The sequence below is a fragment of the Nitrosophilus kaiyonis genome, assembly GCF_027943725.1.
GTDB classification, from domain to species: domain Bacteria; phylum Campylobacterota; class Campylobacteria; order Campylobacterales; family Nitratiruptoraceae; genus Nitrosophilus_A; species Nitrosophilus_A kaiyonis.
Genome location: NZ_AP025696.1, coordinates 824,039 through 849,601, shown reverse-complemented (window position 1 = coordinate 849,601; position 25,563 = coordinate 824,039). Strand labels below are relative to the sequence as shown.

At 30.3% G+C, this 25,563-nt stretch carries 21 protein-coding genes, 1 tRNA gene and 1 pseudogene; 3 read left to right on the top strand and 20 right to left on the bottom strand.

Annotated features, from left to right (window positions below; all coding sequences use genetic code 11):
* Positions 1–5: 5 nt before the first annotated feature.
* The 6 genes from QML81_RS04500 to QML81_RS04475 form a co-directional block, all read right to left on the bottom strand.
* Positions 6–800 carry an NADH-quinone oxidoreductase subunit C gene (locus tag QML81_RS04500; protein WP_281951982.1) on the bottom strand — a complete coding sequence of 265 codons (795 nt, stop codon included), beginning with the start codon at positions 798–800 and terminating at the stop codon, positions 6–8.
* Positions 800–1,309, bottom strand: a complete 510-nt coding sequence (locus QML81_RS04495) for a NuoB/complex I 20 kDa subunit family protein (RefSeq protein ID WP_281951981.1) — start codon at positions 1,307–1,309, stop codon at positions 800–802. The genes QML81_RS04500 and QML81_RS04495 overlap by 1 nt, the downstream gene beginning before the upstream one ends.
* Positions 1,291–1,680 (bottom strand): NAD(P)H-quinone oxidoreductase subunit 3, encoded by a 390-nt coding sequence (locus QML81_RS04490; RefSeq protein ID WP_345741161.1) that lies wholly within the window; start codon positions 1,678–1,680, stop codon positions 1,291–1,293. The genes QML81_RS04495 and QML81_RS04490 overlap by 19 nt, the downstream gene beginning before the upstream one ends.
* A 202-nt stretch (positions 1,681–1,882) precedes the next feature.
* Positions 1,883–3,616, bottom strand: a complete 1,734-nt coding sequence (locus QML81_RS04485; RefSeq protein ID WP_281951979.1) for an ATP-binding protein — start codon at positions 3,614–3,616, stop codon at positions 1,883–1,885.
* The gene (gene nfo, locus QML81_RS04480; protein ID WP_281951978.1) at positions 3,613–4,467 is read right to left on the bottom strand and encodes a deoxyribonuclease IV; all 855 of its coding nucleotides are present in this window, start codon (positions 4,465–4,467) and stop codon (positions 3,613–3,615) included. Before nfo ends, QML81_RS04485 begins: the two co-directional genes overlap by 4 nt.
* Complete coding sequence (locus QML81_RS04475) at positions 4,467–4,949, bottom strand: hypothetical protein (protein ID WP_281951977.1); 483 nt, start codon at positions 4,947–4,949, stop codon at positions 4,467–4,469. Before QML81_RS04475 ends, nfo begins: the two co-directional genes overlap by 1 nt.
* Positions 4,950–4,971: 22 nt before the next feature.
* On the opposite strand from QML81_RS04475, the gene QML81_RS04470 reads away from it, so the two are divergent.
* Together QML81_RS04470 and QML81_RS04465 are read left to right on the top strand one after the other, a co-directional pair.
* Complete coding sequence (locus QML81_RS04470; RefSeq protein WP_281951976.1) at positions 4,972–5,277, top strand: hypothetical protein; 306 nt, start codon at positions 4,972–4,974, stop codon at positions 5,275–5,277.
* A pseudogene (locus QML81_RS04465) lies at positions 5,264–5,872 on the top strand (protein-L-isoaspartate(D-aspartate) O-methyltransferase). Before QML81_RS04470 ends, QML81_RS04465 begins: the two are co-directional and overlap by 14 nt.
* Here the strand turns inward: QML81_RS04465 and QML81_RS04460 are convergent.
* From QML81_RS04460 to QML81_RS04445, 4 genes are all read right to left on the bottom strand, one after another.
* On the bottom strand, positions 5,861–6,322 hold the full coding sequence (locus tag QML81_RS04460; RefSeq protein WP_281951975.1) for a DUF5615 family PIN-like protein: 462 nt from the start codon (positions 6,320–6,322) through the stop codon (positions 5,861–5,863). The pseudogene QML81_RS04465 and the gene QML81_RS04460 overlap by 12 nt on opposite strands.
* Positions 6,310–7,038, bottom strand: coding sequence for a metallophosphoesterase (locus tag QML81_RS04455; protein WP_281952034.1), 729 nt, complete (start codon positions 7,036–7,038; stop codon positions 6,310–6,312). The genes QML81_RS04460 and QML81_RS04455 overlap by 13 nt, the downstream gene beginning before the upstream one ends.
* 11 nt (positions 7,039–7,049) lie before the next feature.
* Entirely contained in the window at positions 7,050–7,802 is a 753-nt protein-coding gene (locus tag QML81_RS04450; protein WP_281951974.1) for a GGDEF domain-containing protein, read from the bottom strand.
* Positions 7,803–7,920: 118 nt separating this feature from the next.
* Complete coding sequence (locus QML81_RS04445) at positions 7,921–8,574, bottom strand: S24 family peptidase (RefSeq protein WP_281951973.1); 654 nt, start codon at positions 8,572–8,574, stop codon at positions 7,921–7,923.
* 292 nt (positions 8,575–8,866) lie between these two features.
* Between QML81_RS04445 and QML81_RS04440 the strand changes: the two genes are divergently transcribed.
* Complete coding sequence (locus QML81_RS04440) at positions 8,867–10,123, top strand: Y-family DNA polymerase (RefSeq protein WP_281951972.1); 1,257 nt, start codon at positions 8,867–8,869, stop codon at positions 10,121–10,123.
* A gap of 31 nt (positions 10,124–10,154) precedes the next feature.
* Here QML81_RS04440 and QML81_RS04435 read toward each other — a convergent pair whose 3' ends face one another.
* The 10 genes from QML81_RS04435 to rpoB all read right to left on the bottom strand — a co-directional run bounded on the left by QML81_RS04435 (position 10,155) and on the right by rpoB (position 25,543).
* Entirely contained in the window at positions 10,155–10,424 is a 270-nt protein-coding gene (locus tag QML81_RS04435) for an RNA-binding regulator (protein WP_281951971.1), read from the bottom strand.
* Positions 10,425–10,552: 128 nt separating this feature from the next.
* Positions 10,553–10,966, bottom strand: a complete 414-nt coding sequence (locus QML81_RS04430) for a helix-turn-helix domain-containing protein (RefSeq protein WP_281951970.1) — start codon at positions 10,964–10,966, stop codon at positions 10,553–10,555.
* A gap of 94 nt (positions 10,967–11,060) precedes the next feature.
* Positions 11,061–11,585, bottom strand: coding sequence for a glycine zipper 2TM domain-containing protein (locus QML81_RS04425; protein WP_281951969.1), 525 nt, complete (start codon positions 11,583–11,585; stop codon positions 11,061–11,063).
* Positions 11,586–11,651: 66 nt separating this feature from the next.
* The gene (locus tag QML81_RS04420; protein WP_281951968.1) at positions 11,652–13,238 is read right to left on the bottom strand and encodes a methyl-accepting chemotaxis protein; all 1,587 of its coding nucleotides are present in this window, start codon (positions 13,236–13,238) and stop codon (positions 11,652–11,654) included.
* 71 nt (positions 13,239–13,309) lie between these two features.
* A tRNA-Arg gene (locus QML81_RS04415) sits at positions 13,310–13,386 on the bottom strand.
* 123 nt (positions 13,387–13,509) lie between these two features.
* The gene (fusA, locus tag QML81_RS04410) at positions 13,510–15,588 is read right to left on the bottom strand and encodes an elongation factor G (RefSeq protein ID WP_281951967.1); all 2,079 of its coding nucleotides are present in this window, start codon (positions 15,586–15,588) and stop codon (positions 13,510–13,512) included.
* Between the two features lie 110 nt (positions 15,589–15,698).
* Positions 15,699–16,166: a 30S ribosomal protein S7 gene (gene rpsG / locus QML81_RS04405; RefSeq protein ID WP_281951966.1), complete on the bottom strand. Its 468-nt coding sequence runs from the start codon at positions 16,164–16,166 to the stop codon at positions 15,699–15,701.
* Positions 16,167–16,308: 142 nt separating this feature from the next.
* Complete coding sequence (gene rpsL / locus QML81_RS04400) at positions 16,309–16,680, bottom strand: 30S ribosomal protein S12 (RefSeq protein ID WP_084275204.1); 372 nt, start codon at positions 16,678–16,680, stop codon at positions 16,309–16,311.
* 204 nt (positions 16,681–16,884) lie between these two features.
* A complete protein-coding gene (gene rpoC / locus QML81_RS04395) occupies positions 16,885–21,405 on the bottom strand; it encodes a DNA-directed RNA polymerase subunit beta' (protein WP_281951965.1) in 4,521 nt (1,506 codons plus the stop codon).
* A complete protein-coding gene (rpoB, locus tag QML81_RS04390; RefSeq protein ID WP_281951964.1) occupies positions 21,383–25,543 on the bottom strand; it encodes a DNA-directed RNA polymerase subunit beta in 4,161 nt (1,386 codons plus the stop codon). Before rpoB ends, rpoC begins: the two co-directional genes overlap by 23 nt.
* Between the last annotated feature and the right edge of the window lie 20 nt (positions 25,544–25,563).

Here is a 25,563-nt window from a genome sequence, read left to right as displayed (position 1 = left end):
TTCTCCTATCTGTCTCTACTGACAATTTTTGACTTTTTAAGATCAAAAGTTTCTACAAGAGGTGCATCTTCATTAAATTTTTCTATCTCTATTGGCTCACTATCATATGGAGCACCTTTTGGTACTTCATGTTTAATTCTTGCAAAATTTATTGTATCTTTTACATCTATGAATGCAGAGTCTCTTTGCTCTGGCCCAATAATTTCTCTATACTCTTTTCCAAAAATTTTATCTACTTCATACCACTGAGCAGCTTCATCTCCATGAAGAGGATATGTTTTTCTAAGAGGATGTCCAACCCAATCTTCAGGCATAAGTATTCTTTTTAGATATGGATGGTTATTTACTTTTATACCAAACATATCATACATCTCTCTTTCGCTCCAGTCTGCACTTCTAAAAACTGGATTGACGCTCTCTATTGCTTCATCTTCTTTAATTCTACATTTAACTCTTAATCTTTTTCTCTTTTTCATAGATAGTAACTGATAAAATATCTCAAACTCTCCATCTTGAGCCAAATAATCTACTGCACTCATCTCCATGAGCATATCATATTCAAGCTCATCTCTTAAATAAAAAAGAAGCTCTTTATTGATAGAAGGATCAATATATATAACAAGTTGTCCTCTTTGTAAAAAAGCCTTTTTTATCTCAAATTTCTCTTTTATTTTTTCTAAATCTGCTGCAAAAACCTCATCATTAGAAACATCATCTTCAGGTATTTTTGGAGCAACCCAAAATCTATCGGTATAATAAGCCTTTTTTTGAACATTTTTCTTTGGTCTATATGGTCTCATCATATCAACCTTTTTGGTTTTTGTTTTTTAAATATTGTCTGTTTTCTAACCTTTTTTTGCAAAAGCATAACAGCATACTGCAATGTTTCTGGTCTTGGAGCACAGCCAGGTAGATATAAATCCACTGGAATTACTCTATCAACTCCTTGAACTGTTGCATATGTATTAAACATTCCACCAGTGTTTGCACAACTTCCCATTGAGATTACCCATTTAGGCTCTGCCATTTGATCATATAATCTTCTAATAAATTCAGCATGTTTTTTTGTCAAAGTACCAGCAACAATCATAACATCAGCTTGTCTTGGACTTGCTCTAAAGATAACACCAAATCTATCAAAATCATATCTACTTGCACCACTTGCCATCATCTCAATTGCGCAACATGCAAGACCATATGTTAAAGCCCAAAAAGAGTTTGTTCTACCCCAATTTACAATTTTATCTACTGTAGTTAATGCTACTGGAAGACCTCCACTTGCAGCATAATTTACTTGATGCTGTGCCATTCCAATGCTCCTTTCTTCCATGCATAAATAAATCCAATTGCAAGTAATAAAATAAACAAAATCATCTCAGCAAAACCAAACCAACCAAGAATTTTAAAATCTATTGCCCATGGAAACATAAATATAATTTCTACATCAAATAGAATAAAAAGTAAGGCAATAAGATAAAATTGAGCAGAAATTCTATTTGGCTGTTTTGTTACTTCAGGACCACACTCATAAATAGCAGCTTTTAATTTTTCAGTATCAAGTCTAGCTAGACTTCTACTTACAAATCTTGCTGCAGTAGTTGTGGCAATAAAAGCTACTGAAGTTATAACAAAAAGCAAAAAAGCCCCAAAATAGGGATGTGCCACATCCATATGACTCATCATAACAACTCCTTTAGTTTTCAAAAACAAATAACATTTGAAACAGACTAATACTCATTCTATTTGCAACTATATCAGAAAAAATTTAAAACCATTTTTATATTTTTAAATAGAAAAACTTAACTAAATATTTGTTTCTATAAGAAACAATAAATTGATATTTTTAACTTTCTAAAATTATCTATTAAATTCAACTTTTTTACTATTTTAAAAATCCCATAGATTTTTCATCACCAAAAGCTGAAGTTTTCTCTTTTTCAATCTCTTCTATAAAATCTTCTATTGTAAAAATAGGGATATCTTTTACAGCCACCTTATAAGCAGTATTTTTTATAATAAGATTTATCTGTCCACCAGTTAGATTATATTTAGCTAATTTTTCTATATCAAAGCCATTTTCATATTGAGCATTTTTTGGAAGCATCTTTTTCCAAAGAAGTACTCTATCTTTAAATGAGGGTTTTTGAAATTCAATCTTATAGTTAAATCTTCTTGAAAAAGCACTATCGATTGTCTCTAAAAGATTTGTTGTTGCAATCAATACACCTTCAAATTTTTCAATCTGTTCTAAAAAGATATTTTGCATCTGATTGTGCATTTTATCTGCACTACTTCCTGCACTTGTGCTTCTTGCACTCAAAAACTGGTCAGCTTCATTTAACAAAAGTACTGGTTCAATTTTTGCTTTTTGGCTTAAATCTTTATATGTATCGAAAATTTTTCTAACATTTTTTTCACTCTCACCTACATACATAGATAAAATTTTTGAGCAATCAAAACTAAGTATTGGTTTTTTTAAAGATTTTGCTAATGAAAGAGCTGTCATAGTTTTTCCGGTACCCGGAGGACCGTAAAATATTATTCTTGCATCTACACCTTTTTTCTTTGGCTTAATTCCCCACTCTTTTAATCTATTTGCTACTTTTTTATCCATCTGTTTTAAAAGAGCTGTTAAAGTTTCTCTTGTTTTGGGATGTAAAACAACATCATCAAGTGAAGTTTTTGGCTCAATCAGTTCAAAAATATCTTGATCTTTTATAAGCATATCTAGTTTTAACTTTTTGCTTTTTTTCTTTTTTTGAGGATGAATTATTCTTTGCAAAATATCTTCAAGAATAAAAAAAGATCTACTAATTCCTCCAAATGGTGTTAACATCTCATCATAATCTATAATTCTCTCTTCAATAAGTTTAGATCCATCTTCAAGAAGTGCTCTATTTTCAATCCTTTCATATTCATCAAAACTTACCATATCAATAAGAGTGTTCATATCTCTTAAATTTTCATCAGTTCCTGAATACTCCTCTTTTAAAAGAGCTAAAAATATAATTTTTTCTTTTTCATTAAATTCATACTCTTTAAAAAATTTCTCTATCTCAATCTCATTTTCTGTAACTTTTAATCTCTCTTCTATTCTTTTTTCTAAAAGTTTTAACTTGTTCTTTAGCCTATTTATATTTGGAGAATTTATATTAAAACTCTGTTTTGATATAGTAAGTTTTCTATATAGGTCAATTCTATAAAATTGATCTTGAAGATATTCAAGATGGTCTGTGTATGGTTTTATCTCTGGAAGAACTACTTCTAAATTTCCCTCTTCTAAAAGTTTTAAAAATGGTACACTTAAAGTTATATTTGAGTGAAGTATTTCAAGTTTTGTAGAATCACTCGTTTTAATATTTGAAAAACTTCCATGAACAATCCAGCCAAGGTCTAAAAGATTTTTTATAAGATCAAGCTTTATAATATATTCATACTCATTTTCATCATAAAGCTCAGTTAAAAGCTCATAAACATTTATCTCTTCACTTCCCTCAATATATTTTTTAGCCATTTTTTGTAAAATTTTTGCTTCCTCTTCACTGCATTTTAAATGAGGGAAAATCTTACTTTTTTTAATATCTTTCACCTTTATAAAATCGATTAAAAATTTCACTCATTTTCTCCTATAAAACTATATAAAAGTTCTATCTCTTTATCCCAAATAGTATCATCAATAGTTTCAAGTATCAATGGAATATCATCCATTCTTTTATCATTCATTATAAATCTAAATGCATCCAAACCAATTTCACCCTCTCCTAATGAGTGGTGTCTATCAACACGACTAGCAAATTTTGCTTTTGAATCATTTATATGCATACCTTTTAGATATTTAAATCCTACTATCTCATCAAACTCTTTCATAGTTTTATTATATGAATCTTTATCTCTTATATCATATCCTGCAGCAAACATATGGGCAGTATCTAAACATACACCGATTCTTTCTTTATCTTCGCACTTATCTATCAGATACGCTAAATGTTCAAATTTGTAACCAAGGTTGCTTCCCTGTCCTGCTGTATTTTCTATAACCAAAATTACACCTTTTGTAACATCTAAGGTTTTATTTATAGAATCTGCTATAAGATTTAAACACTCCTCTTCGCTAATCTCTCTTAAATGGCTTCCTGGATGGAAATTTAATTTATCTAAACCAAGGAGTGAACATCTGTTAACCTCATCTATAAAAGCATTTAAACTCTTTTCTCTCTTTTCTTTATCTGGATGTCCCAAATTTATAAGATAGCTATCGTGTGGCAAGATATGCTTTGGGTCAATGTTTGACTCTTCTAAATTTTTTAAAAAATTATCAATTGTTTTAGAATCATAAGGTTTTGCATTCCATTGTCTTTGATTTTTTGTAAAAAGAGCAAATGCACGTGCTCCTATTTTTTTTGCATTTTTTGGAGCGTTATATACTCCACCACTTGCACTCACATGAGCCCCAACAAATTTTTTCATTAATTTCCCTTCATTTTTTTTATTTTTATCAATATTTTATTTATTCTATCTTTAAAATAGACACTATCTTTATATACTTTATAAATTATATCCAAACTATTTTTTCTATATATTTTTTGTATAAAACCACTATTTTTTTTAATCAAATTTTCAGAATTAAATATGGGCTTACCCAAAACAACATTTTTTAAAAGTCCAGGCGGATAAAATTTTGATAAATATAAATTATTAAATTCCTTTTTAGAAAGACAACCTTCATCTGAACATATCTTATCATCAATAATTATCTCTTTTACTAAAACTCCGGTATTAAAAACCTTTATTTTAACCTCTTTATTACTATACTTTTCCAAAATTGCATAATCGCTAAATCTAAATTTTTTACTTTTAATTGTAATAATATAAGGTTCGCTTACAACAACTTTTTTAACTGTACAGCCAGTAAAAAATAGTATCATTATAAAAAGAAAAGTTTTTAACAATTTTTTCCTTTAAGGATATAAAATGTTTGAATATATCTTTTATCTGATTATTTTTAGCGCCATTTTAACATATATTGTTTGGGGATTTATAATCAGTTTTGAATCAATGCTTGCTTTAAATGATACAAAAAGTGCGATTGATTGGATAAAAAAACACCACAAACCAAATACATATAAAACACTTTTAATTATCTTCTTACCAATGCTTCATCTTGGATATATTTTCTTAGAACTGATTCCTTATTTCCTAGGAATCAATAAAAAATTAAGATCCTTTGATTTAGAAAAATTATATAAAAAGATATTTTATAAAAATGAGAAGCAATAAAGAGTTAGTTGAACATTTAATAAAAAGAGGGGTTTTAAAAACACCAAAGATTATAGAAGCATTTAAAAAAATTGATAGAAAAGATTTTGTAAAAGAAGAGTTTTTAGAAGAGGCATATTTTGATACTCCATTACCTATAGGTTTTGGTCAAACAATATCACAGCCATACACTGTTGCTTTTATGCTTGAATTACTAGAACCAAAAGAAGGAGATACAGTTTTAGATATAGGATCAGGCTCAGGATGGACAACTGCACTTTTGGCATATATAGTTGGTAATAAAGGAAAAGTTATTGGAGTTGAAAGAATTAAAGAACTTGTAGAGTTTGGCAAAAAAAATTTAGCAAAATATAAATTTAAAAATGCTCATATTGAGCTTGCAAAATCTTAAGGCAAACCGGGTTTTATATTTGACAAGATTTTAGTTTCAGCATCTGCCCCATATATTCCAAAAACATTAATTGAACAGCTAAAGATAGGCGGTATAATGGTTATCCCAGTAGTAGATTCAATTTACAAAGTTGAAAAAATTTCAAATGAAAATATAAAAAAAGTTAAATATTATGGTTTTTTATTTGTTCCATTAATAATCTAAAAGCTCTTTTATAAATTTTTCCATTTTTTCATAATGGCTTCCAAGCCAATATATTTGATGACATTTTGGACATATTTTAAAACTGTTATAAAATTTTTTAACTTTTGGAGGAAGCTTGTCTTCAATTTTACTTTTTTCAATATCTTCAAGTAAAGCATTATCTTTTATACATCTTGTAAAAGGTTTTGCATATTTTTTAAGATCAAAATGTTTTGCAATCTCTTTTATTTGCTCTATCGGTTTTTTTGATTTTACAAGATAGCAGCTTTTTTTTAATCTTTCGCAAAGTATCTTATCTTTAGTTAATACAATTCTATTTTCATTTTTTGCTATTTCTATAATCTTATTATCTTCAATATTTGTAAAATATAGAGTATCAAATCCAAGAAGTCTTAAATATTTTGCAACTCTCCCTAAATGAACATCTGCTAAAAATTTTATATCAGCCACGGTTTTTCTCTTTTTGCATAAATATTTTTTGCTTTAACTGATTCAAATCTATATGAAGGAATTATAACTTCATCATTTAATATATTAAAAATAACTGCAGTTAATCTGTTACCATAAACACATCCAGTATCAATTCCTATTGAAAATCTATCTATTTTTGGTTTTAAAAATGGTTGATGTCCATAAACTATAAAACCATCATGCCCATCATACACTTCACTCCAATAGCAGCAAGCTTTTTTAGAAATATCATTTAAGGAAACAAAATTTCCATATTCATCAACAAATCTTAATCTCATAACTTTTGCAAAATCTTTTTTCGTAGCATTTTCCAAAAAAATAGTATTTGTCACTCCTGCATGAACAACCGTTAAGTTTTTTATCTTTATGAAAAAAGGCTGTGATTTTAAAAATTTAATATCTTCAATTTTTAAATTTTGAAAAATTTTCTCTTCCAAGGAGTTTAATTTCATTGGATTTTTTTGACCAAACTCTTTTTTTAACTTTTCATGATCAAAATATCTTATAAATTTATCTTCATGATTTCCTCTAATAGCAGAAATATTATTAGATTTTATAAAATGAAGAGTTTCTATCGAAAAGGGGCCTTTATTTAAAAAATCTCCAACTATTATCTCAATATCATCTTTTTTTATTCCTATCTTTTCCCTAAGAGTTACAAACTCATCTAAACATCCGTGAATATCTCCATATATTATTAATCTTTTTATTTTTTCACCTCAACTCTGTTTCTACCATTTTCTTTTGCATAATAAAGGGCTTCATCAGCTCTTTTTATAAAACTCTCTATTGTATCATCATCTTTCAATGGTGTTACTCCAAAACTTGCAGTAACTTTTTTAACTTCAGGAAAAATATGATTTTCTATAGCTTTTCTTAATTTTTCTGCTACCATGGTACCATTATAAAGTGTTGTATTTTGAAGTAAAATGATAAACTCTTCACCACCCCATCTAACAAAAATTTCTGATTTTCTTATATTTCTTCTAATAACAGAAGCAAATTCAGATAAAACTTTATCCCCTACAGGATGTCCATATGTATCATTAATTTTTTTAAAAAGGTCTATATCAAAAATAATCATTGTAAGAGGCGTTTTAAAATGTTTAGATTCCATTATTTTATATCCAATTATCTCATTAAAAGCTCTCTTATTTAAAGCTCCTGTAAGAGCATCAAGCTTTCCTTTAATATTTAGTTCATGATTTTTTTGGATTGCTCTATCTCTTAATTTAATTCTTTTTTTATTGATATTTTCAATTTCCTCTTTTAAATCTCTATTTTTATATTCTAATATTGCAGGAAATATTGCAAGCAGAGCTGCTATTAAAATAGGAATAATAAAATAAATATATTTTATATAAAATGGAGGGTATAAAATATATTGCTGGATAAAACCAAGCATAAAAACAATTAAAAGATTGATAATAAAGTATTTAAAATATATTTTAAAAATCATAAGAAAATTTTACCTTTTAAATGTTACAAAAACGTTTCAAATAAAACTATTTAAAGCTTTTTTATAAAAATAAATATAGTTTTATAAACTATTTTACTATTTAAATCTTAAATATATTTTATAATTTTTCAACAGAACCTACGACCTTTCCTAATATTATTATTTCATCTATATTTATATTCTCCTTTGGATAGAGAGGATTTTCAGATATAAGTTCAACACTTCCATCTGTTTTTAAAACAACTCTTTTTATAAACACTCCTCCATTTGTAGAAATAACAAATACTCCACCTTTTTTTATATCTTTTTGTGTTCTATCTATAAAAACAATACTTCCATCTTTTAGCATAGGCTCCATTGAATCTCCAATAACATTTAAAGCCTCTATATTTTTAATATTCTCTTTTCCTAAAATCTTTATAATATTTTCATCCAAATAGAGTTTCTCCTCTTCTGAATCATAATTTATTGCACCTCCTCCAGCACTTGCATTTATATCTTTAAAATATTTTACATAAGCATATTTTTCTGTGGAATTACATAAACTTTTTGGATTTTGGTCAAATAAAATCCAGTTTATACTTATATCTCTTTTTGCACAAAAATTTGCAACTTCCTTTAAAGGAATCTTGCCTCTTTTTTTAAGCACACTAAAATGCTCTTTTGATAATCCAAGTATTTTTGCAACATCCTTATCATAAACCTTTTTATCTCCCATTTCACTTGATAAAATATCTTTTATCCTATCCATAACTTCAATAAAAGAAAGCATTGTTCTCCTTTTAACATTAGTCATTAGATATTGGTATATTGGGAATTGGCCGCTTCACAGCTTCACTGCTTCACACCTTCACAGCTTCACTGCTTACCTCCTTACCTCCTATTCCACTATACCTCTTCTCCACTTTCTAACTCTCCTACTTTCTCACTCACCTTACTCAATTAAATTTGACCGAAATCCAAATAGTTAACAAATTATTAACTTTTTTAGACAATTTTCATAATTATATTATTATTTTGTTAATTATTTATTAATAAATTATAAATTTTATAAAGGAGTTCTCATGAAAATACATCTTGATTTAGACTCCTTTTTTATATCAGCAGAAAGGATAAAAAATCCTAAACTAAGAGATATTCCAGCAGCGGTGGGAGGAAGAGGAGACCCTTTTATCTTTGATAAAAAAGGACAGAAAAAGGTTGAAATTGAACAAAAAAATGAAGGCGCCTTTGTGCCAAATATCTTTTATAACTCTAATACAACTTTTAAAAACTATTTTGTAGAAGGAAAAAAAATAAGAGGCATCATTATAACAGCAAGTTATGAAGCAAGAAAATATGGCATAAAAACAGGTATGAGTATAAAAGAGGCACTAAATATTTATCCTAAGTTAATTGTTGTACCACCAAATCATCTTTATTATCACTCTCTTTCTCATGAATTGAAAAATTTTTTAGAAAAAAAGATTCCTCTTGTTGAGCAATTTAGTATTGATGAATTTTTTGGCGATTTAAGTGGCTATATTGAAGAAAAGGATATTGAAATATTTTTAAAATCTCTCCAAAAAGAGATAAAAGAAAAGTTTGAGCTTCCTATATCTATAGGAGCCGCTAAAAGTAAATGGATAGCAAAACTTGCCACATCTTTTGCCAAACCAAATGGTATAAAAATTGTTAAAGATGTGGAAAATTTTATTAGAGATATTCCTATAGAGGAGTTTCCAGGAATTGGAAAAGGATTTGCAAAAAGACTTAATAGATTAAAAATATTTAATCTTGGAGATATTAAAAATGCAAAATCTCTTTTTTATAGCTGGAAAACTCCAGGTATCACACTATATAAAAGAGTTTTAGGTATTGATAATGAACCAATTTTAACTTCTCATCCAAGAAAATCGATAGGAATTTCAAGAACAATTGACCCTTTAAAAAATAGAGAAGAGATAAAAAGAAGAGTTATAATAATGAGTAGATTTTTAGCCTACTCTATTGAAAAACTAAATCTTTTTCCATCATATTACTATTTTTCTATAAAATATGATTTTAAAGAAAAATCAAAATCTCACAAAAGGGTATTAAAACCTTTTAATGAAAAACTTTTAAAAGATATTATGATAGATCTTTTTCAAAAAAGTGATATATATCCATACTCAAATATTATAAGATTGAGTATGAGTTGTTCAAAATTTTATGATAAAAAAATTTTTGATATTTTAAGTTATAAAGAAGATATAAAACAGCACAATCTATCGATACAAAATATGAAGATTAGAAATAGATATGGAACTGATATTTTAAAATGGGGGATTGAAATGATATGAGCGGAATAACCGCTCATACTAATGGAGAATATTAGTTAAATTCTCTTCTTGGTCTATTTTCTCTAGGTCTAGCTTCATTAACTCTTAAAGTTCTACCTTCAAACTCTTTACCATCAAGCGCTTCAATTGCTTTTAAAGCACCATCATCTTCCATCTCAACAAAACCAAATCCTCTTGGTCTTCCTGTTTCTCTATCTGTTATCAATTTAACAGAATTAACTTCACCATATTGAGAGAATAGTTCTCTAACTTCCTCTTCACCTGATCTGTAAGGTAAATTACCTACATAAATTTGCTTCATTGCGTTGTCCCTTTGAAATAAAATGCGTCTCTTTCAAAGATCAAAAGCCCAAGGGACTTTCAAAATTAAAAGAGTAAAACATTATACCACTTTTTAGTTAAATGTCAAAGCTTTAATTTTATAAATATTTAAGACTTTTTCTTTTTTTTGCTTTTTTTAGATGAGAAATCTTCAAGCATAGGTAAAAAAGTCTCTATAAGTTTTCTAGCTTCTATATGAACTCCCTGCGACAGTTTGGTACTTTCTCTTAAAGCCTCTTTTACTTCATCTTGAAGCTTTTCTATTTTTTCATCCTTCTCTTTTATTATGTTTTTTAACTCTTCAATCTCTAAATCTTTTTTCTCAATCTCATCCATAAAAAATTTAAAAAACATCTCATAATCATCAGCTTGCATTTTTTTATCACTATCATCTTCCAAAATTACATATATATGACCATTTTCTTTTACAGAATCTAATGTTCCTCTGCTTATTCTTTTTCTTACAGCTTGCTCTGAAATACCTAATATTTTTGAAGCCTCTTTTATTGATATTTTTTTCATTATAGCCCTTGCTCAAAATTAAAATTATAATTTAATATTATTATAATTTTTTATAGAAAATCCTTAAATTAGCAAAGGCAAATAATAATAAATATCAATAAGATACAGTTACATATATTTTTATTCTATTTAATGGTCTTTTACTAAATTTTACTATCTCTTTTCCATTATAATATGCATAATTTTTATATCCTCTTTGAACTCTCTCTTCATGTTCATCATACCTTGTTCTACATTTTCTTACTCTTTTATACTCTCTATCATAATATCTTCTCTCTTTTTTTGATAAATTTTTACCAACAATAGTACCAACTATCGCTCCTCCTATTGTAGCAGCAGTCTTTCCGCTTCCTTTTCCTATCTGATGTCCTATAACACCTCCTGCAATCCCACCTATTAATGGACCAATATTATCTTCTATTACATTTACATCTTCATCTATATCATATTCTACCGGTACATCTTCATACCAACACTCTTGATATGGTACTCTTTTTATAATGGTTCTAAAAACTGGTTCACTTCTTGAAACTTTTATATGTTCAACATAGCTAAAAGATTCTGCAAAAAGATTTATTGAAGCAAACAGAATCAAAAAAGTAAAAGGTATCCTTTTCATTTATCACCTCCTAAAACTTTTCTTTAAGAGATGATAAAAAAAAATTGGGGAAAAATTGTGGAAAAGTTAGGTTTTAAAATTAGAAAGAATTTGATTAAGATTTTGGGCGACTCTATTTATCTCTTCCACCATATCTTTCATTTCATCAACACTTTCTATATTCTCAAAAGATACATCTTTAATTTTTTCTATTTGTGAGAGAATCTCTTCAACTTCATTTGCAAGATTTTTAGATAGATTTAAAGACTCTTTACTAATTTTATCAACTTCATCCATAAATTTTGTTGTATTAACCATACTCTCTTCACTCTTTTTAGAAACTTCAGTTAATAGATTTAACTCTTTTGCATTTTCATTCATCATTTTGGATGTTTCTAAAATATCCTCTATTATTAGATTAATTGTCTCTTCAATATCACTTAAACTATCTTGAGACTGCTCTGCAAGTCTTCTAACTTCTTCAGCAACAACTGCAAAACCCTTTCCATGCTCTCCACTCCTTGCAGCCTCTATGGCAGCATTTAAAGCTAAAAGGTTTGTTTTATTTGCTATATCTGAAATTACACTAAGTATCTCTTTTACTGAATCTGCTCTATTGGTTAAATTGTTTAATTTTTCTGCCAATTTGAGACCATATTTTGATTGATTGTTTACTTTAGCAGATAGATTTGAAATCTCATTTTTAATATTTTCTATCTCTTCTTTTGCTCTATTAACATTTTCTTGAGAATTTTTTATACTATTTAAGCTATCATTTAAACTTATGTGAACACCTTTTCCTTTTTCAACACTTTTTTCTACAAGCTCAATTCCAAATTTAAGTCTATTTTCTATATCTTCAGACTCTTTTTTTAATTTTTGAGATATCTCTAAATTTTTACTGCTTGTATTTTTCGCATTTATTATTACATTTTGTATCTTTTCTATGAATCTATCTATCCAATTTCCAGCTTCAGCTATTTCATCTTTTTTTATAAAATTTAATCTTTTTGTTAAATCTCCTTCGCCACTTGCTATATCTTTCGCTCTAACAGTCAATATTTTCAAAGGTTTAAATACATTTTTATTAAAAAAATAGATAAAGATTAAAACAAGAAGTATTATTGCTCCAGCTATCCCAGAATATAAAGCAATTTTAAGACTATTTAATTGTGATTTTATACTACTAAGAGAAATATCAAGATCAATTACACCTAAAACATCACCTACTTTACTATTTGCATGGCAGCTTAAACACTCTTTTGTTGCAATGATTGGTTTTAACAGCCTTATCTCACTTTTTTCTTTATTTTCAAAATATTTAACTTTTTTTGTTTTAAAAATTTCCTTAATCTCTTTTGGATAACTTTCATATTGTGATTTTAATCCAAAAAGTTCTATAACTTTTTTTGATTTTGCTATATCAATATCTTTAATTCCCTTAATCTTTTTAATAGTTTTTAATGTTTTTTCTACCTCTTCACTGCTTCCAAGATTCATACTCGCTCTAATAGCTACAAATACGGAATCGCTTAAAGTTTTTAGATTGTCTTTTGCATTATTATTTATTATAGAATTGAAACTATTTAAAAGATATATAGAAAGAATTAAAAAAATTGTTATTAATGAGGAAAAAAGCATAAAAATAAATTTTGATCTTATAGTAGACAACATTGAAACCGACCTTTTGGATTTTATTAATTATAATTATAATCGTTTTATTTTAAATTATTTTTAATTTTAGCTGGTGTCCCGAGCGGGATTCGAACCCACGGCCTTCGGATTAGGAATCCGATGCTCTATCCAGCTGAGCTATCGGGACATTTTAAATAATATGGTATAAGTTAAAAAGAGGGAAAATTGTAGAATAGAAGTGTGAAGGAGAAAAAAAAGTAGTAAAAATTAATTGTTTTTACTTAACTCCTTCACTGCTTTTTAGCTTATATTAGCCGTGTCTTTTTTTGATAATCTCTTCAGCAACGTTTCTAGGAACCTCTTCATAATGATCAAATTCCATAGAATATGTTCCTCTACCTTGAGTAAAAGATCTTAAATCTGTTGAATATCCAAACATTTCAGCAAGTGGAACCATAGCAGTAACTATTTTATTACCTGCTCTATCTTCCATGCTTTGAACTTGACCTCTTCTTCTATTGATGTCTCCGATAACATCACCCATATACTCTTCAGGAACTTCCACTTCAACTTTCATAATAGGCTCTAGAAGAACTGGATTTGCTTTTTTTGCTGCCTCTTTAAAAGCCATAGACCCTGCAATTTTAAATGCCATTTCACTTGAGTCAACTTCATGATAACTTCCATCATAAAGTGTAGCTTTTACATCAACAACTGGATATCCAGCAACTACACCATTTTGCATAGCCTCTTGAATACCTTTATCAACTGCAGGAATATACTCTTTTGGAATCACACCACCAGTAATTTGATTAACAAACTCATAACCTTTTCCTGGCTCTTGAGGTTCTAATTTAATAAATACATGACCATATTGACCGCGTCCACCTGACTGTTTTGCATATTTATACTCTTGATCAACTGCTGATCTAATTGTTTCTCTGTATGCAACTTGCGGTGCTCCAACTTCAGCTTCTACTTTAAACTCTCTTTTCATTCTATCTACAATAATTTCAAGGTGCAATTCACCCATACCTGAAATAATTGTCTGACCTGTTTCTTCATCAGTATGAACTCTAAAGCTTGGATCCTCTTCTGCAAGTTTTGCTAAAGCAACACTCATTTTTTCTTGGTCAGCTTTTGTTTTTGGCTCAACTGCAACACTAATAACTGGCTCTGGGAATTCCATTCTCTCTAAAATTACTGGAGATTTTTCATCACATAAAGTATCACCAGTTAATGTATATTTTAGACCAACTACTGCTCCAATTTCACCAGCTGGTAGTTCTTTAACCTCTTCTCTTTTATTTGCATGCATCTTTAGAAGTCTACCAACTCTTTCTTTTTTCTCTTTTGTTGAGTTAAGCACATAGCTTCCGCTTTCTATTTTTCCTCTATAAACTCTTATAAATGAAAGTTGTCCAACAAATGGGTCAGTCATAATTTTAAAAGCAAGTGCTGCAAAAGGACCATCAACAGTTGATTCAACAGATACCTCTTCATTTGTTTTTGGATCAATTCCTTTTATCCAGCTAACTTCAGTTGGAGCTGGTAGAAAATCAACAACTGCATCTAAAAGTGTTTGAACACCTTTATTTTTAAAAGCACTACCACAAAGCATCGGAGTAATGCTCATATCAAGAGTTCCTTTTTTGATACCTTTTTTTATCTCTTCAACTGTTAACTCTTCGCCACCAAGATATTTTTCCATCAATTCATCATCAGTTTCTGCAACTGCTTCAATAAGTTTTTCTCTATACTCTTCAGCTTGATCTTTTAGCTCTTCTGGGATATCAATAACGTCGTATTTTGCTCCCATTGTTTCATCATCCCAGACAATTCCTCTCATTTCAATAAGATCAACAACACCTCTAAAATTATCTTCAGCACCTATTGGAATTTGAATAGGAACTGGATTTGCTTTTAATCTATCTCTTATTTGGTTTTCAACATTAAAAAAGTCTGCACCAATTCTATCCATTTTATTTACAAAAACTATTCTTGGAACATGATATTTATTTGCTTGTCTCCACACAGTCTCACTTTGTGGCTGAACACCACCAACAGCACAAAATACTGCAACTGCACCATCAAGAACCCTCATACTTCTTTCAACTTCAATTGTAAAGTCAACGTGTCCTGGAGTATCTATGATGTTTATTTGATGATCTTTCCAAAAACATGTAGTTGCAGCAGAAGTAATTGTAATACCTCTTTCTTTTTCCTGTTCCATCCAGTCCATTGTTGCTGCACCTTCATGAACCTCACCTATTTTATGAGAAATTCCTGTATAAAACAAAATTCTTTCTGTTGTTGTTGTTTTACCAGCATCGATATGTGCAGCGATACCTATATTTCTAATCATCTCTATAGGAGTTTTTTTCGCCATTTTCTATCCTTTGATTTTATAATTTTGAAGTAATAAGAAGGTAGGGGAAAACCCTACTTTCAAGAAGTTTTGTAAACTTATGTTTACAAATTTTAAATATTTTTCTAATTTTACCATCTGTAGTGTGCAAACGCCTTATTAGCTTCTGCCATTTTATATGTATCTTCTTTCTTCTTAAATGCTGCACCTCTTTTATTTGCAGCATCCATAAGCTCATTTGCTAATCTTTGTGCCATTGTTCTTTCATTTCTATTTCTTGCAGCATCTACAAGCCATCTAATAGCTAAAGATTGCTGTCTTACTGGTCTTACCTCAACTGGTACCTGATAAGTTGCACCACCTACACGTCTACTTTTAACTTCTAGTAATGGTTTAACATTTTCAATAGCTTCATTAAATACTTCTATACCTGGCTTTTCGCCTTTTTCATCAATTATTTTTAAAGCATTATAAAATATTTTTTCAGCTGTACTTTTCTTTCCGTCCCACATCAATTTGTTGATAAACTTTGTAACTACTTTACTGTTATAAATCGGATCAGGTAATACTTCTCTGACCGGTGCTCTTCTTCTTCTCACTTTTAGCTCCCTTCAATTTTTTTTAGATGTATACACATCCATTTACTCAAGCGATAAGCTCGCCTGTGGCTTGAAAGTGAGAAAGCAAAAAGTTTTTAAACTTTCTAACTTTCTAACTTTCTAACTTTCTAATTAATTACGATTATTTTGGTTTCTTAGTACCGTATTTAGATCTAGATTTTTTTCTATTTGCAACGCCTGCTGTATCAAGCGCACCCCTAACTATATGGTACTTAACACCTGGAAGGTCTTTTACCCTACCACCTCTTACAAGAACAATAGAGTGTTCTTGAAGATTGTGACCTTCACCTGGAATATAACTAATAACCTCATATCCACTTGTAAGTCTAACTTTTGCAACCTTTCTAAGTGCAGAGTTTGGTTTTTTTGGTGTTGTTGTATAAACTCTTGTACAAACACCTCTTCTTTGTGGACATTTAACCAAAGCAGGTGACTTTGATTTTTTAATTACCTTTTTTCTCTCTTTTCTTACCAACTGATTGATTGTAGGCACTTTCTTTCCTTTCTTATAAACTAATCGAGATTTTAGTGGCTAATAATACTAAAACAAAGCTTTAATTAAGCTTAATTTAAAGTTTATTTAATGTTTATTGAGTGGTGATTTTTTGTTGAGTCGTTAAAATTGTTAAAATGGTTGAGTGGTTTTATAACTTTTAGTCCTTCTCAACTACTCAACCACCCAACCACTCAACCAATCTTACCCTTCTTCTTTAATTAAATCTATCTTTTTCTCTCTATACATTCCAGTTCCAACAGGAATCAATCTACCGATGATAACATTTTCTTTTAGGTCTTCAAGTTTATCAATTTTTGCAGAAATACTTGCTTCAGTTAATACTTTTGTTGTATCTTGGAATGATGCTGCACTAATTACCGAATCTGAACTAACAGCTGCTCTTGTGATACCTACAAGTACAGGTTCTGCAATCGCAGGCTCTCCACCAAGTCTTAATATTTTTTCATTCTCTTCCATAAATGCTCTTTTGCTCACTAAATCACCAGCAATAAATTTTGTATCTCCACTTTCTACAATTTTAACTTGTCTTAGCATTTGAGAAATAATTATCTCAATATGTTTATCACTAATATTAACACCTTGTCTTCTATAGACTTGTTGTATCTCACTAACCATATAATATTGAAGTGCTTTTTCACCAAGAATTCTTAAAATATCATGGCTTGATACTGTACCATCAGTCAATACCTCACCAGCATGAACATATTCACCTTCATGAACAAGAATCTGTCTATTTTTATCTATTAAATACTCTGCTCTTTGGCCAGTTTCAGAAGAGATAATAATTCTTTGTTTTCCTCTGCTTGGTTTTCCAAAGCTTACAAATCCATCAATTTCTGCTACAACTGCTGGATTTTTTGGTCTTCTTGCTTCAAAAAGCTCGCTAACTCTTGGAAGACCACCGGTAATGTCTCTTGATTTTGCAACAGCTTTTGGCGTTTTAGCTAAAATATCTGCAAGAGCCACCTCTTGACCATTTTGTACATAAATCGCTGTTTTTGGCTCTAATGGATAAGTAATAATATTATCGCTTCCATGCTCAGCAAGGAGTATTTTTGGTTTATATTCAGGTGGAATATATTCATTTATTGTTAATCTACTCTCTCCCGTTAACTCATCAACCATTTCAACAGCTGTTACTCCTGGTATTACATCTTCTAATGTTATCACTCCAGCAGCTTCAGCGATTATTGGAATAGAGTATGGATCCCATTCAGCAATTACTGTTTTATCGCTCTTTGATGGAACAGCCAACAATGTATCTCTTTCTACCTCTTCATTATCATTAACTTCTATTATTGATCCTCTTGCAATATAGTGTCTAATAGCTTCTCTTCCTTCATTATCAGCTATTACAGCAAAAAGACCTTTTTCATCTACTTTTTGTCCTTTTTGGATATTTTCATATCTTTCTAGATAGTCACCTTTTAATAAGAAGAATTTAACTGTTCCTTTTGCACGAGCAACAATTTTTTGTGTTACTGGTGCTCCATCTTCTACTTTAAGCTCAGCAGCATAAGGGATTCTATTTGGAATATTCCAACCCTCTTTAATTATTTCAACAATTGAGTCACCCTCTTTAACACTATCTTTATCATTAAAAGGTAGATAAAGCTTACCTTCTATTTTACCGCTAACTCCTGCAAGCTCATTTGGTTTTGCTACATCAGACTTTCTTATTGAGTATCTAACTTTTTCTTTTTCATTTGTTAAAGTTATAAGTATCTCATCATGAACTGTTTTAATTTCTATTTTTCCATCATAAAGTGCTTTAATTTTTGGCTCTACAAGCAATACTGCCGCATTTCTTCTATTTGCTACAATAATTTTTCCATCTCTATTTTTATATGTTTTTAGATTGTAATATCTAATAAATCCCTCTTTACTTGCAGTAACTTGTCTCTCCTCTGCTGTTCTGCTTGCTGTACCACCAATATGGAAAGTTCTTAGTGTTAGCTGAGTTCCTGGCTCACCAATTGATTGAGCAGCAATGATTCCAACAGCTTCACCAGGTTTTACAAGTTTTCCTTCAGCCATATTTAGACCATAACATTTTGCACATACACCTTTTTTTGCTTTACAAGTAATAGGTGTTCTTATTACAACAGATTTAATTCCAGCCTCTTTTATTTTCCTTGCTTTTTCTTCATCAACTAAAGTTCCTTCACTATATAAAATCTCATTTGTTATTGGATCAATAACATCTTCAGCAAGAACTCTTCCTAAAATTCTATCTTCTAAAGGCTCAATCATCTCATTACCAATAGAGATATCAGTTACTTCAATACCTTCATGAGTTCCACAATCTTCCATTGTTACTTTTACATTTTGTGCAACATCAACAAGTTTTCTTGTTAAATATCCAGCATTTGCTGTTTTTAGTGCAGTATCTGCTAAACCTTTTCTTGCACCGTGAGTTGAGATGAAATATTCAAGAACATTAAGTCCCTCTTTAAAGTTTGAAATAATCGGAGTCTCAATAATTGTACCATCAGGTTTAGCCATAAGACCCCTCATACCCGCAAGCTGTCTAATCTGAGCTGAACTTCCTCTTGCTCCAGAATCAGCCATCATATAGATAGAATTAAATCCCTCTTTATCCTCTTTGATAAGCTTCATCATTGCTTCAGCAACTGCATTTGAAGTATCTGTCCAGATATCTATAATTTTATTGTATCTCTCTTGTTCTGTTAATAAACCAGCTTGGAATTGTTGCTGAATTTCTCTTACTTTTCTTTTTGCCTCTTCTATTAATGCTTTTTTCTCTTCAGGTACTTTTATATCATATTCACTTATAGAAATACCTGCTTGTGTAGCATATTTAAAACCAAGATTTTTTAGATTATCTAAAAATTCTGCTGTTATTTGAGGACCGCCATGTTTATAAACATAATCAACAAGTTCTGCAATATCTCTTTTTTTCATAACTCTGTTCCAAAGATTTGTTGGAACAAAATCTGGCAATATATTTTTAATAATTATTCTTCCGGCTGTTGTATAAATAATTCTATTATCTACTCTTGTTCTTATTTTTGCATTGATATGAAGATAACCACTCTCAAGTGCAGTCATTATTTCATTAACATCAGCAAAAAGTTTATTTGCACCTTTTACATCATCTTTTTCTTTACTTAAATAGTAAATTCCTAAAACCATATCTTGAGATGGAACAGCTATTGCACGTCCTGATGCTGGAAGTAAAATATTTAATGAGCTAAGCATCAATATTTTACACTCTGCAATAGCTTCCTCACTTAAAGGAACATGTACAGCCATCTGGTCACCATCAAAGTCTGCGTTAAATGCAGCACAAACAAGAGGATGAAGCTGAATCGCTTTTCCATCAATCAAAACTGGATGAAAAGCTTGAATTGACAATTTATGAAGAGTTGGAGCCCTGTTTAAAAGAACTGGATACTCTTCAACAATCTCTTGTAGACACTCCCAAACCTCATTTGCTCTATCTTCAATCAACTTCTTAGCAGCTTTTAAAGTTGTTGCATAACCTTTCTCTTCAAGTTTTGCTAAAAGATGAGGCTTAAATAGTTCTAATGCCATCAGTTTTGGAAGTCCGCACTGATCCATTCTTAAATTTGGTCCAACAACAATTACTGAACGTCCACTAAAATCAACCCTTTTTCCAAGAAGATTTTGTCTAAAACGTCCCTGCTTTCCTTTAATAATTTCACTTAAAGATTTTAGAGGCCTTTTATTTGCACCTTTTACTGCATTTCCACGTCTACCATTATCAATAAGTGCATCAACTGCTTCTTGAAGCATCCTTTTTTCATTTCTTACAATGATTTCTGGCGCATCTAGCTCCATTAATCTTTTTAATCTTTGGTTTCTATTTATTACTCTTCTATATAGATCATTTACATCACTAACTGCAAATTTTCCACCATCAAGAGCAACTAGAGGTCTAAGATCAGGTGGAAGAACTGGTACAACCGTTAGCATCATCCATTCAGGTTTATTGCCACTATTTAAAAAGCTCTCAATTACTTTTAATCTTTTAACGAGAGTTTTTCTTTTAGCTTCAGAAGTGGTCTCTTTCATCTGCTGTTTTAATTGGTTAAAAGCTTCAATTAAATCAAACTCTTCAAGCATATCTTTAATTACTTGACCACCCATATAAGCTTCAAAACCGGTATCTCCAAAATGCTGTTTTAATTGTTGATACTGCTCTTCATTTAAAACATCATATTTTTTAACTGGATTTTTCTTTTCAAAATCATAATATGCTTCACCTGGCTCTTTAACAATATATGCTTCATAATATAAAACTCTCTCTAAATCTTTCATTTTTACACCAAGCAGTGTTCCTATTCTACTTGGAAGAGAGTTTACATACCAGATATGCGCTACAGGTGTAACAAGCTCAATATGACCCATTCTAACACGTCTAACTTTGCTTGTTGTTACTTCAACACCACACTTTTCACACACTACACCTTTATAGCGCATCTTTTTATATTTTCCACATAAACACTCATAATCTTTAATAGGACCAAATATTTTTGCACAAAAAAGACCATCACGCTCTGGCTTTAAAGTCCTATAGTTAATAGTCTCAGGCTTTTTAACCTCGCCATGAGACCAACTTAAAATTTTTTCAGGACTTGCTAATCTAAATTGAAGTGCCTTAATATCTTTTGGTCTTTGAGTTTCTGCTATTTCAATTGGTACCAGTCTCTTCATCTTCTTTTTCCTCATCTAAAATTTCTACATCTATTCCAAGTGATTGAAGCTCTTTTGTTAAAACAAATAGTGTTTCTGGAATACCTGGTTCAGGAATAGGCTCACCTTTGGTAATAGCTTTATAAGCTTTTACCCTTCCTTCAACATCATCAGATTTTATAGTTAACATCTCTTTTAATGTATGAGCAGCACCATGAGCTTCAAGAGCCCAAACTTCCATCTCACCAAATCTTTGTCCACCAAATAGAGCTTTACCACCAACTGGCTGTTGTGTCACAAGTGAATATGGTCCAGTACTTCTTGCATGCACTTTTTCATCTACAAGGTGATGAAGTTTTAGCATATACATATATCCAACATTTACTCTCTCTTTGAACTTCTCACCAGTTCTTCCATCATAAAGCTCCATTTTGCCATCCATATCAACTTTGGCAAGTTCATAAAGCTTTTTAAACTCTTCTGCTGTAACACCTTCAAAAACAGGTGTTGCAAATTTTATTCCCTTACTCCAATCTCGTGCATACTTAATAAGCTCTTCATCGCTCATTTTAGAAATTGCCTCTTTTGCATTCATAAGTTTAGCAACATCGGCAATCTCTATCATTTTTTCTCTTAACTCTTTTATAAAATCAGCTCTTTTTGATTCAAAAATCTCTTGAATCTGCTCACCAAGTTTTTTACCAATCAAACCTAAATGAACCTCTAAAATCTGTCCTATATTCATACGAGAAGGAACCCCAAGAGGGTTTAATACAATATCAACAACTTTTCCATCTTTTGTATATGGCATATCAATTTCAGGGACTATCACTGAAACTATACCTTTGTTTCCGTGACGACCTGCCATTTTGTCGCCAACTTTAAGTTTTCTCTTTGTAGCAATAAAAACTTTTACAAGTTTTACAACACCGCTTGGCAGGATATCCTCTTTTTCCAAAATAGCTAGTTTTTCATCATGCTCTTCTGTTAGCTTTCTTTTTTCATTTTGGAAATATGTTTTTAATCTATTATATTCATCTTGTACATCTTGTGAATATGATTTCACTAAGAAATTTAGCGCAAATCTATTTATAGAAGATAGTTCCTCTTTTGGGATAAATTCACCCTCTTTATACTCTTTATCTTTTACTTTTGCCTCTTTTTGCAGTGGATGTTTTGAAAGTAAAGAGATAATTCTTAACATCTCTTCTCTATCAACCATTAAAAGTTTATCATGGTGTTCTCTATCTAATCTCTCTTTCTCTTTTTCGTATGCTTTTATAGCCCTTGGGTCTTTTTCATAACCTTTTTTTGTAAAAACCTTTACATCAACAACAACGCCTTCCATTGAAGGAGGACAATATAATGAGTTATTTACAACATGTCCTGCTTTTTCACCAAAAATTGCTCTTAATAGTCTCTCTTCTGGAGTTGGTTTTACTTCTCCTTTTGGAGATACTTTACCAACAAGAATCATTCCAGGCTTTACATATGTTCCAATTTTTACAATACCACTCTCATCTAGATGAGCGATATCTTCTTCTTTAACATTTGGTATATCTCTTGTAATCTCTTCTATACCATGCTTTAACTCTCTTGCTTCTATCTCTTTTTCATAAATATGAACTGAAGTGAATTCATCATCTCTTAAAATTCTCTCGCTCACAACAATAGCATCTTCAAAGTTATATCCATTCCAAGGCATAAATGCAACAAGCATATTTTTACCAAGTGCAAGTTCGCCTTGGTCCATATTTGGTCCATCAGCGATTATTTGGCCAGCTTCTACGAAGTCACCTTTTTTTACAATAGGAACTTGATTAAAACATGTATTTTGATTTGTTCTTAAATTTTTTTGTAAAGAGTAATGATCAATATAAGCTCCATTTTCATCTTCGCCAAGTATATATATATTGTTTGCATCTATTTTTTCAACAACACCGCTTCTTTTTGCTTTTACAGATTCCCATGCATCTCTAGCAACAACTTTTTCCATACCGGTTCCAACAATAGGTGCATCTGTTTTTAAAAGTGGAACTGCTTGTCTTTGCATGTTTGAACCCATCAAAGCCCTGTTTGCATCATCATGCTCTAAAAATGGGATTAAACTTGCTGCAACGCCAACAACCATTCTTGGTGTTAAGTCTATTAAATCTACTTTATTTTTTTCTACTAAAATTATCTCACCATCTTTTCTTGCTTCTACATAATCGCCTTTTATCTCATTTCCATCAATAATTTCTGTATTAGCAGGAGCAATAATTAAACCTTCTTCCTGGGCAGCAGTTAGATAAACAATCTCTTCACTGATTTTTCCATCTATAACTTTTTTATAAGCTGCTTCAATAAAACCTAAATCATTAACTTTAGCATAAGTAGATAGTGTATTAATAAGACCAATATTTTGACCTTCTGGTGTTTCAACAGGACAAATTCTTCCATAATGTGTTGGATGAACATCCCTTACTTCAAATCCGGCTCTCTCTTTAACAAGACCACCTTCACCTAAAGCTGAGAGTCTTCTTTTGTGAGTTATTTCACTCAATGGATTAGTTTGGTCCATAAATTGAGAAAGCTGACCAGTTGCAAAAAATTCTAAAATTGTATTTGTAATCATTTTTGAATTTATTAAATCATGCGGCATCAATTCATCAAGATTTCCACTAATTGTGGTCATCTTATCTCTGATTGCTTTTTGCATTTTTACAAGACCAGAATGAAGCTCATTTGCTAATAATTCACCAATGGCTCTAATTCTTCTATTCCCAAGATGGTCTCTATCATCTATATGGCCTTGCCCATTTTTAACTTTTATTAGATATTGAACAGATTTGATTATATCTTCACTTGTTAAAACAGTTACATACTCTGGAACTTTTAGTCCTAGTTTATGGTTCATTTTCATTCTACCAACACGGGTAATATCATATCTTTCAGGATCAAAAAATAGCTGTTTAACAAAAGCTTTTGCCGCCTCTTTTGTTACAGGCTCTCCTGGCCTCATAACTTTATAAATTCTAATAGCAGCTAAATCATTCTCATCTTCAATACCTTCAGTCTGCTTTAATAGTTTCAAACTCTCTTGGTCTGCAATAAAAGAGTTTATTATAGATCTATCTTTTCCGCTTGCAAGATCATTTGCTATATAAAGTTCTTCTACATTTAAATCTATTAATTTTTTAAGTTTATTTTCATCAAGTTGAGTTAAAGTATCAAATAATACTTCGCCGCTTGTTTGATCAATTATAGGCGATGCTAAAAATCTATCTATTAAAATATCTACAGGATATTCAACAAATTTTAATCCCTCTTCTTGGAGTTTTTTTGCTTTTTTCGAAGTTAATCTTTTTCCTGCAGCAATAATTAGATTTCCATCTTCATCTCTAACATCATAACTAACTCTTCCAACAAAATCTTCAGGATTAAATTCAGTAAAAAATTTGTTGTCTTTAATTATTATTTTTGTTATAGGATAAAAAAGTTTTAATATATCTTGCTTACTATATCCTAAAGCTCTAAAAAGAATCGTTGCAGGAATTTTTCTTCTTTTATTTATTCTTACATAAAGAATATCTTTTGGATCATACTCAAAATATAACCATGCACCACGGTCTGGTATAATTTGAGCGGTATATACAAGTTTACCACTAGCAGTAGCAGACTCTTCCTCTTTGAATATTACTCCTGGACTTCTGTGAAGCTGATTAACAACTATTCTTTCAACACCATTAATAATAAATGAGGTTCTATCTGTCATTAGAGGAATATCTCTAACATAGATAGACTGCTCTTTCATATCTTTTACACCAATTTTCTCTCCGGTCTTTTCATCTCTTTCCCAAAGAACCAATCTTATTTTCATCTTTAAAGAGACACTATATGTAAGACCTCTCTCCATACACTCACGAATTGTATATTTAGGCTTAGTAATTTCACTGCCAACATACTCTAATGTAAGTCTATTTTGAGCATCATGAATAGGGAAAATTGATCTAAAAACTTTTTCTATACCGCTACCACTTCTATCCTCTTTGTCAATCATCAAAAAGTTTTCATAACTGTTTTGTTGAAGTTGTAACAAATGAGGAATATCGATTTCTAATGGGATTTTTGAGAAATCTACTCTTAATCTATTTCCGGATTTTATACTGTTTAGCATAGGCACTAACCTCTGTCAAA

Bases quoted from the DNA above. Each gene is read 5' to 3' on its own strand.
- QML81_RS04500 (WP_281951982.1), bottom strand. From the start codon at position 800: ATGAGACCATATAGACCAAAGAAAAATGTTCAAAAAAAGGCTTATTAT.
- QML81_RS04495 (WP_281951981.1), bottom strand. From the start codon at position 1,309: ATGGCACAGCATCAAGTAAATTATGCTGCAAGTGGAGGTCTTCCAGTA.
- QML81_RS04490 (WP_345741161.1), bottom strand. From the start codon at position 1,680: ATGAGTCATATGGATGTGGCACATCCCTATTTTGGGGCTTTTTTGCTT.
- nfo (WP_281951978.1), bottom strand. From the start codon at position 4,467: ATGAAAAAATTTGTTGGGGCTCATGTGAGTGCAAGTGGTGGAGTATAT.
- QML81_RS04470 (WP_281951976.1), top strand. From the start codon at position 4,972: ATGTTTGAATATATCTTTTATCTGATTATTTTTAGCGCCATTTTAACA.
- QML81_RS04450 (WP_281951974.1), bottom strand. From the start codon at position 7,802: ATGATTTTTAAAATATATTTTAAATACTTTATTATCAATCTTTTAATT.
- QML81_RS04445 (WP_281951973.1), bottom strand. From the start codon at position 8,574: ATGCTTTCTTTTATTGAAGTTATGGATAGGATAAAAGATATTTTATCA.
- QML81_RS04440 (WP_281951972.1), top strand. From the start codon at position 8,867: ATGAAAATACATCTTGATTTAGACTCCTTTTTTATATCAGCAGAAAGG.
- QML81_RS04435 (WP_281951971.1), bottom strand. From the start codon at position 10,424: ATGAAGCAAATTTATGTAGGTAATTTACCTTACAGATCAGGTGAAGAG.
- QML81_RS04430 (WP_281951970.1), bottom strand. From the start codon at position 10,966: ATGAAAAAAATATCAATAAAAGAGGCTTCAAAAATATTAGGTATTTCA.
- QML81_RS04425 (WP_281951969.1), bottom strand. From the start codon at position 11,585: ATGAAAAGGATACCTTTTACTTTTTTGATTCTGTTTGCTTCAATAAAT.
- QML81_RS04420 (WP_281951968.1), bottom strand. From the start codon at position 13,238: ATGTTGTCTACTATAAGATCAAAATTTATTTTTATGCTTTTTTCCTCA.
- fusA (WP_281951967.1), bottom strand. From the start codon at position 15,588: ATGGCGAAAAAAACTCCTATAGAGATGATTAGAAATATAGGTATCGCT.
- rpoC (WP_281951965.1), bottom strand. From the start codon at position 21,405: ATGAAGAGACTGGTACCAATTGAAATAGCAGAAACTCAAAGACCAAAA.
- rpoB (WP_281951964.1), bottom strand. From the start codon at position 25,543: ATGCTAAACAGTATAAAATCCGGAAATAGATTAAGAGTAGATTTCTCA.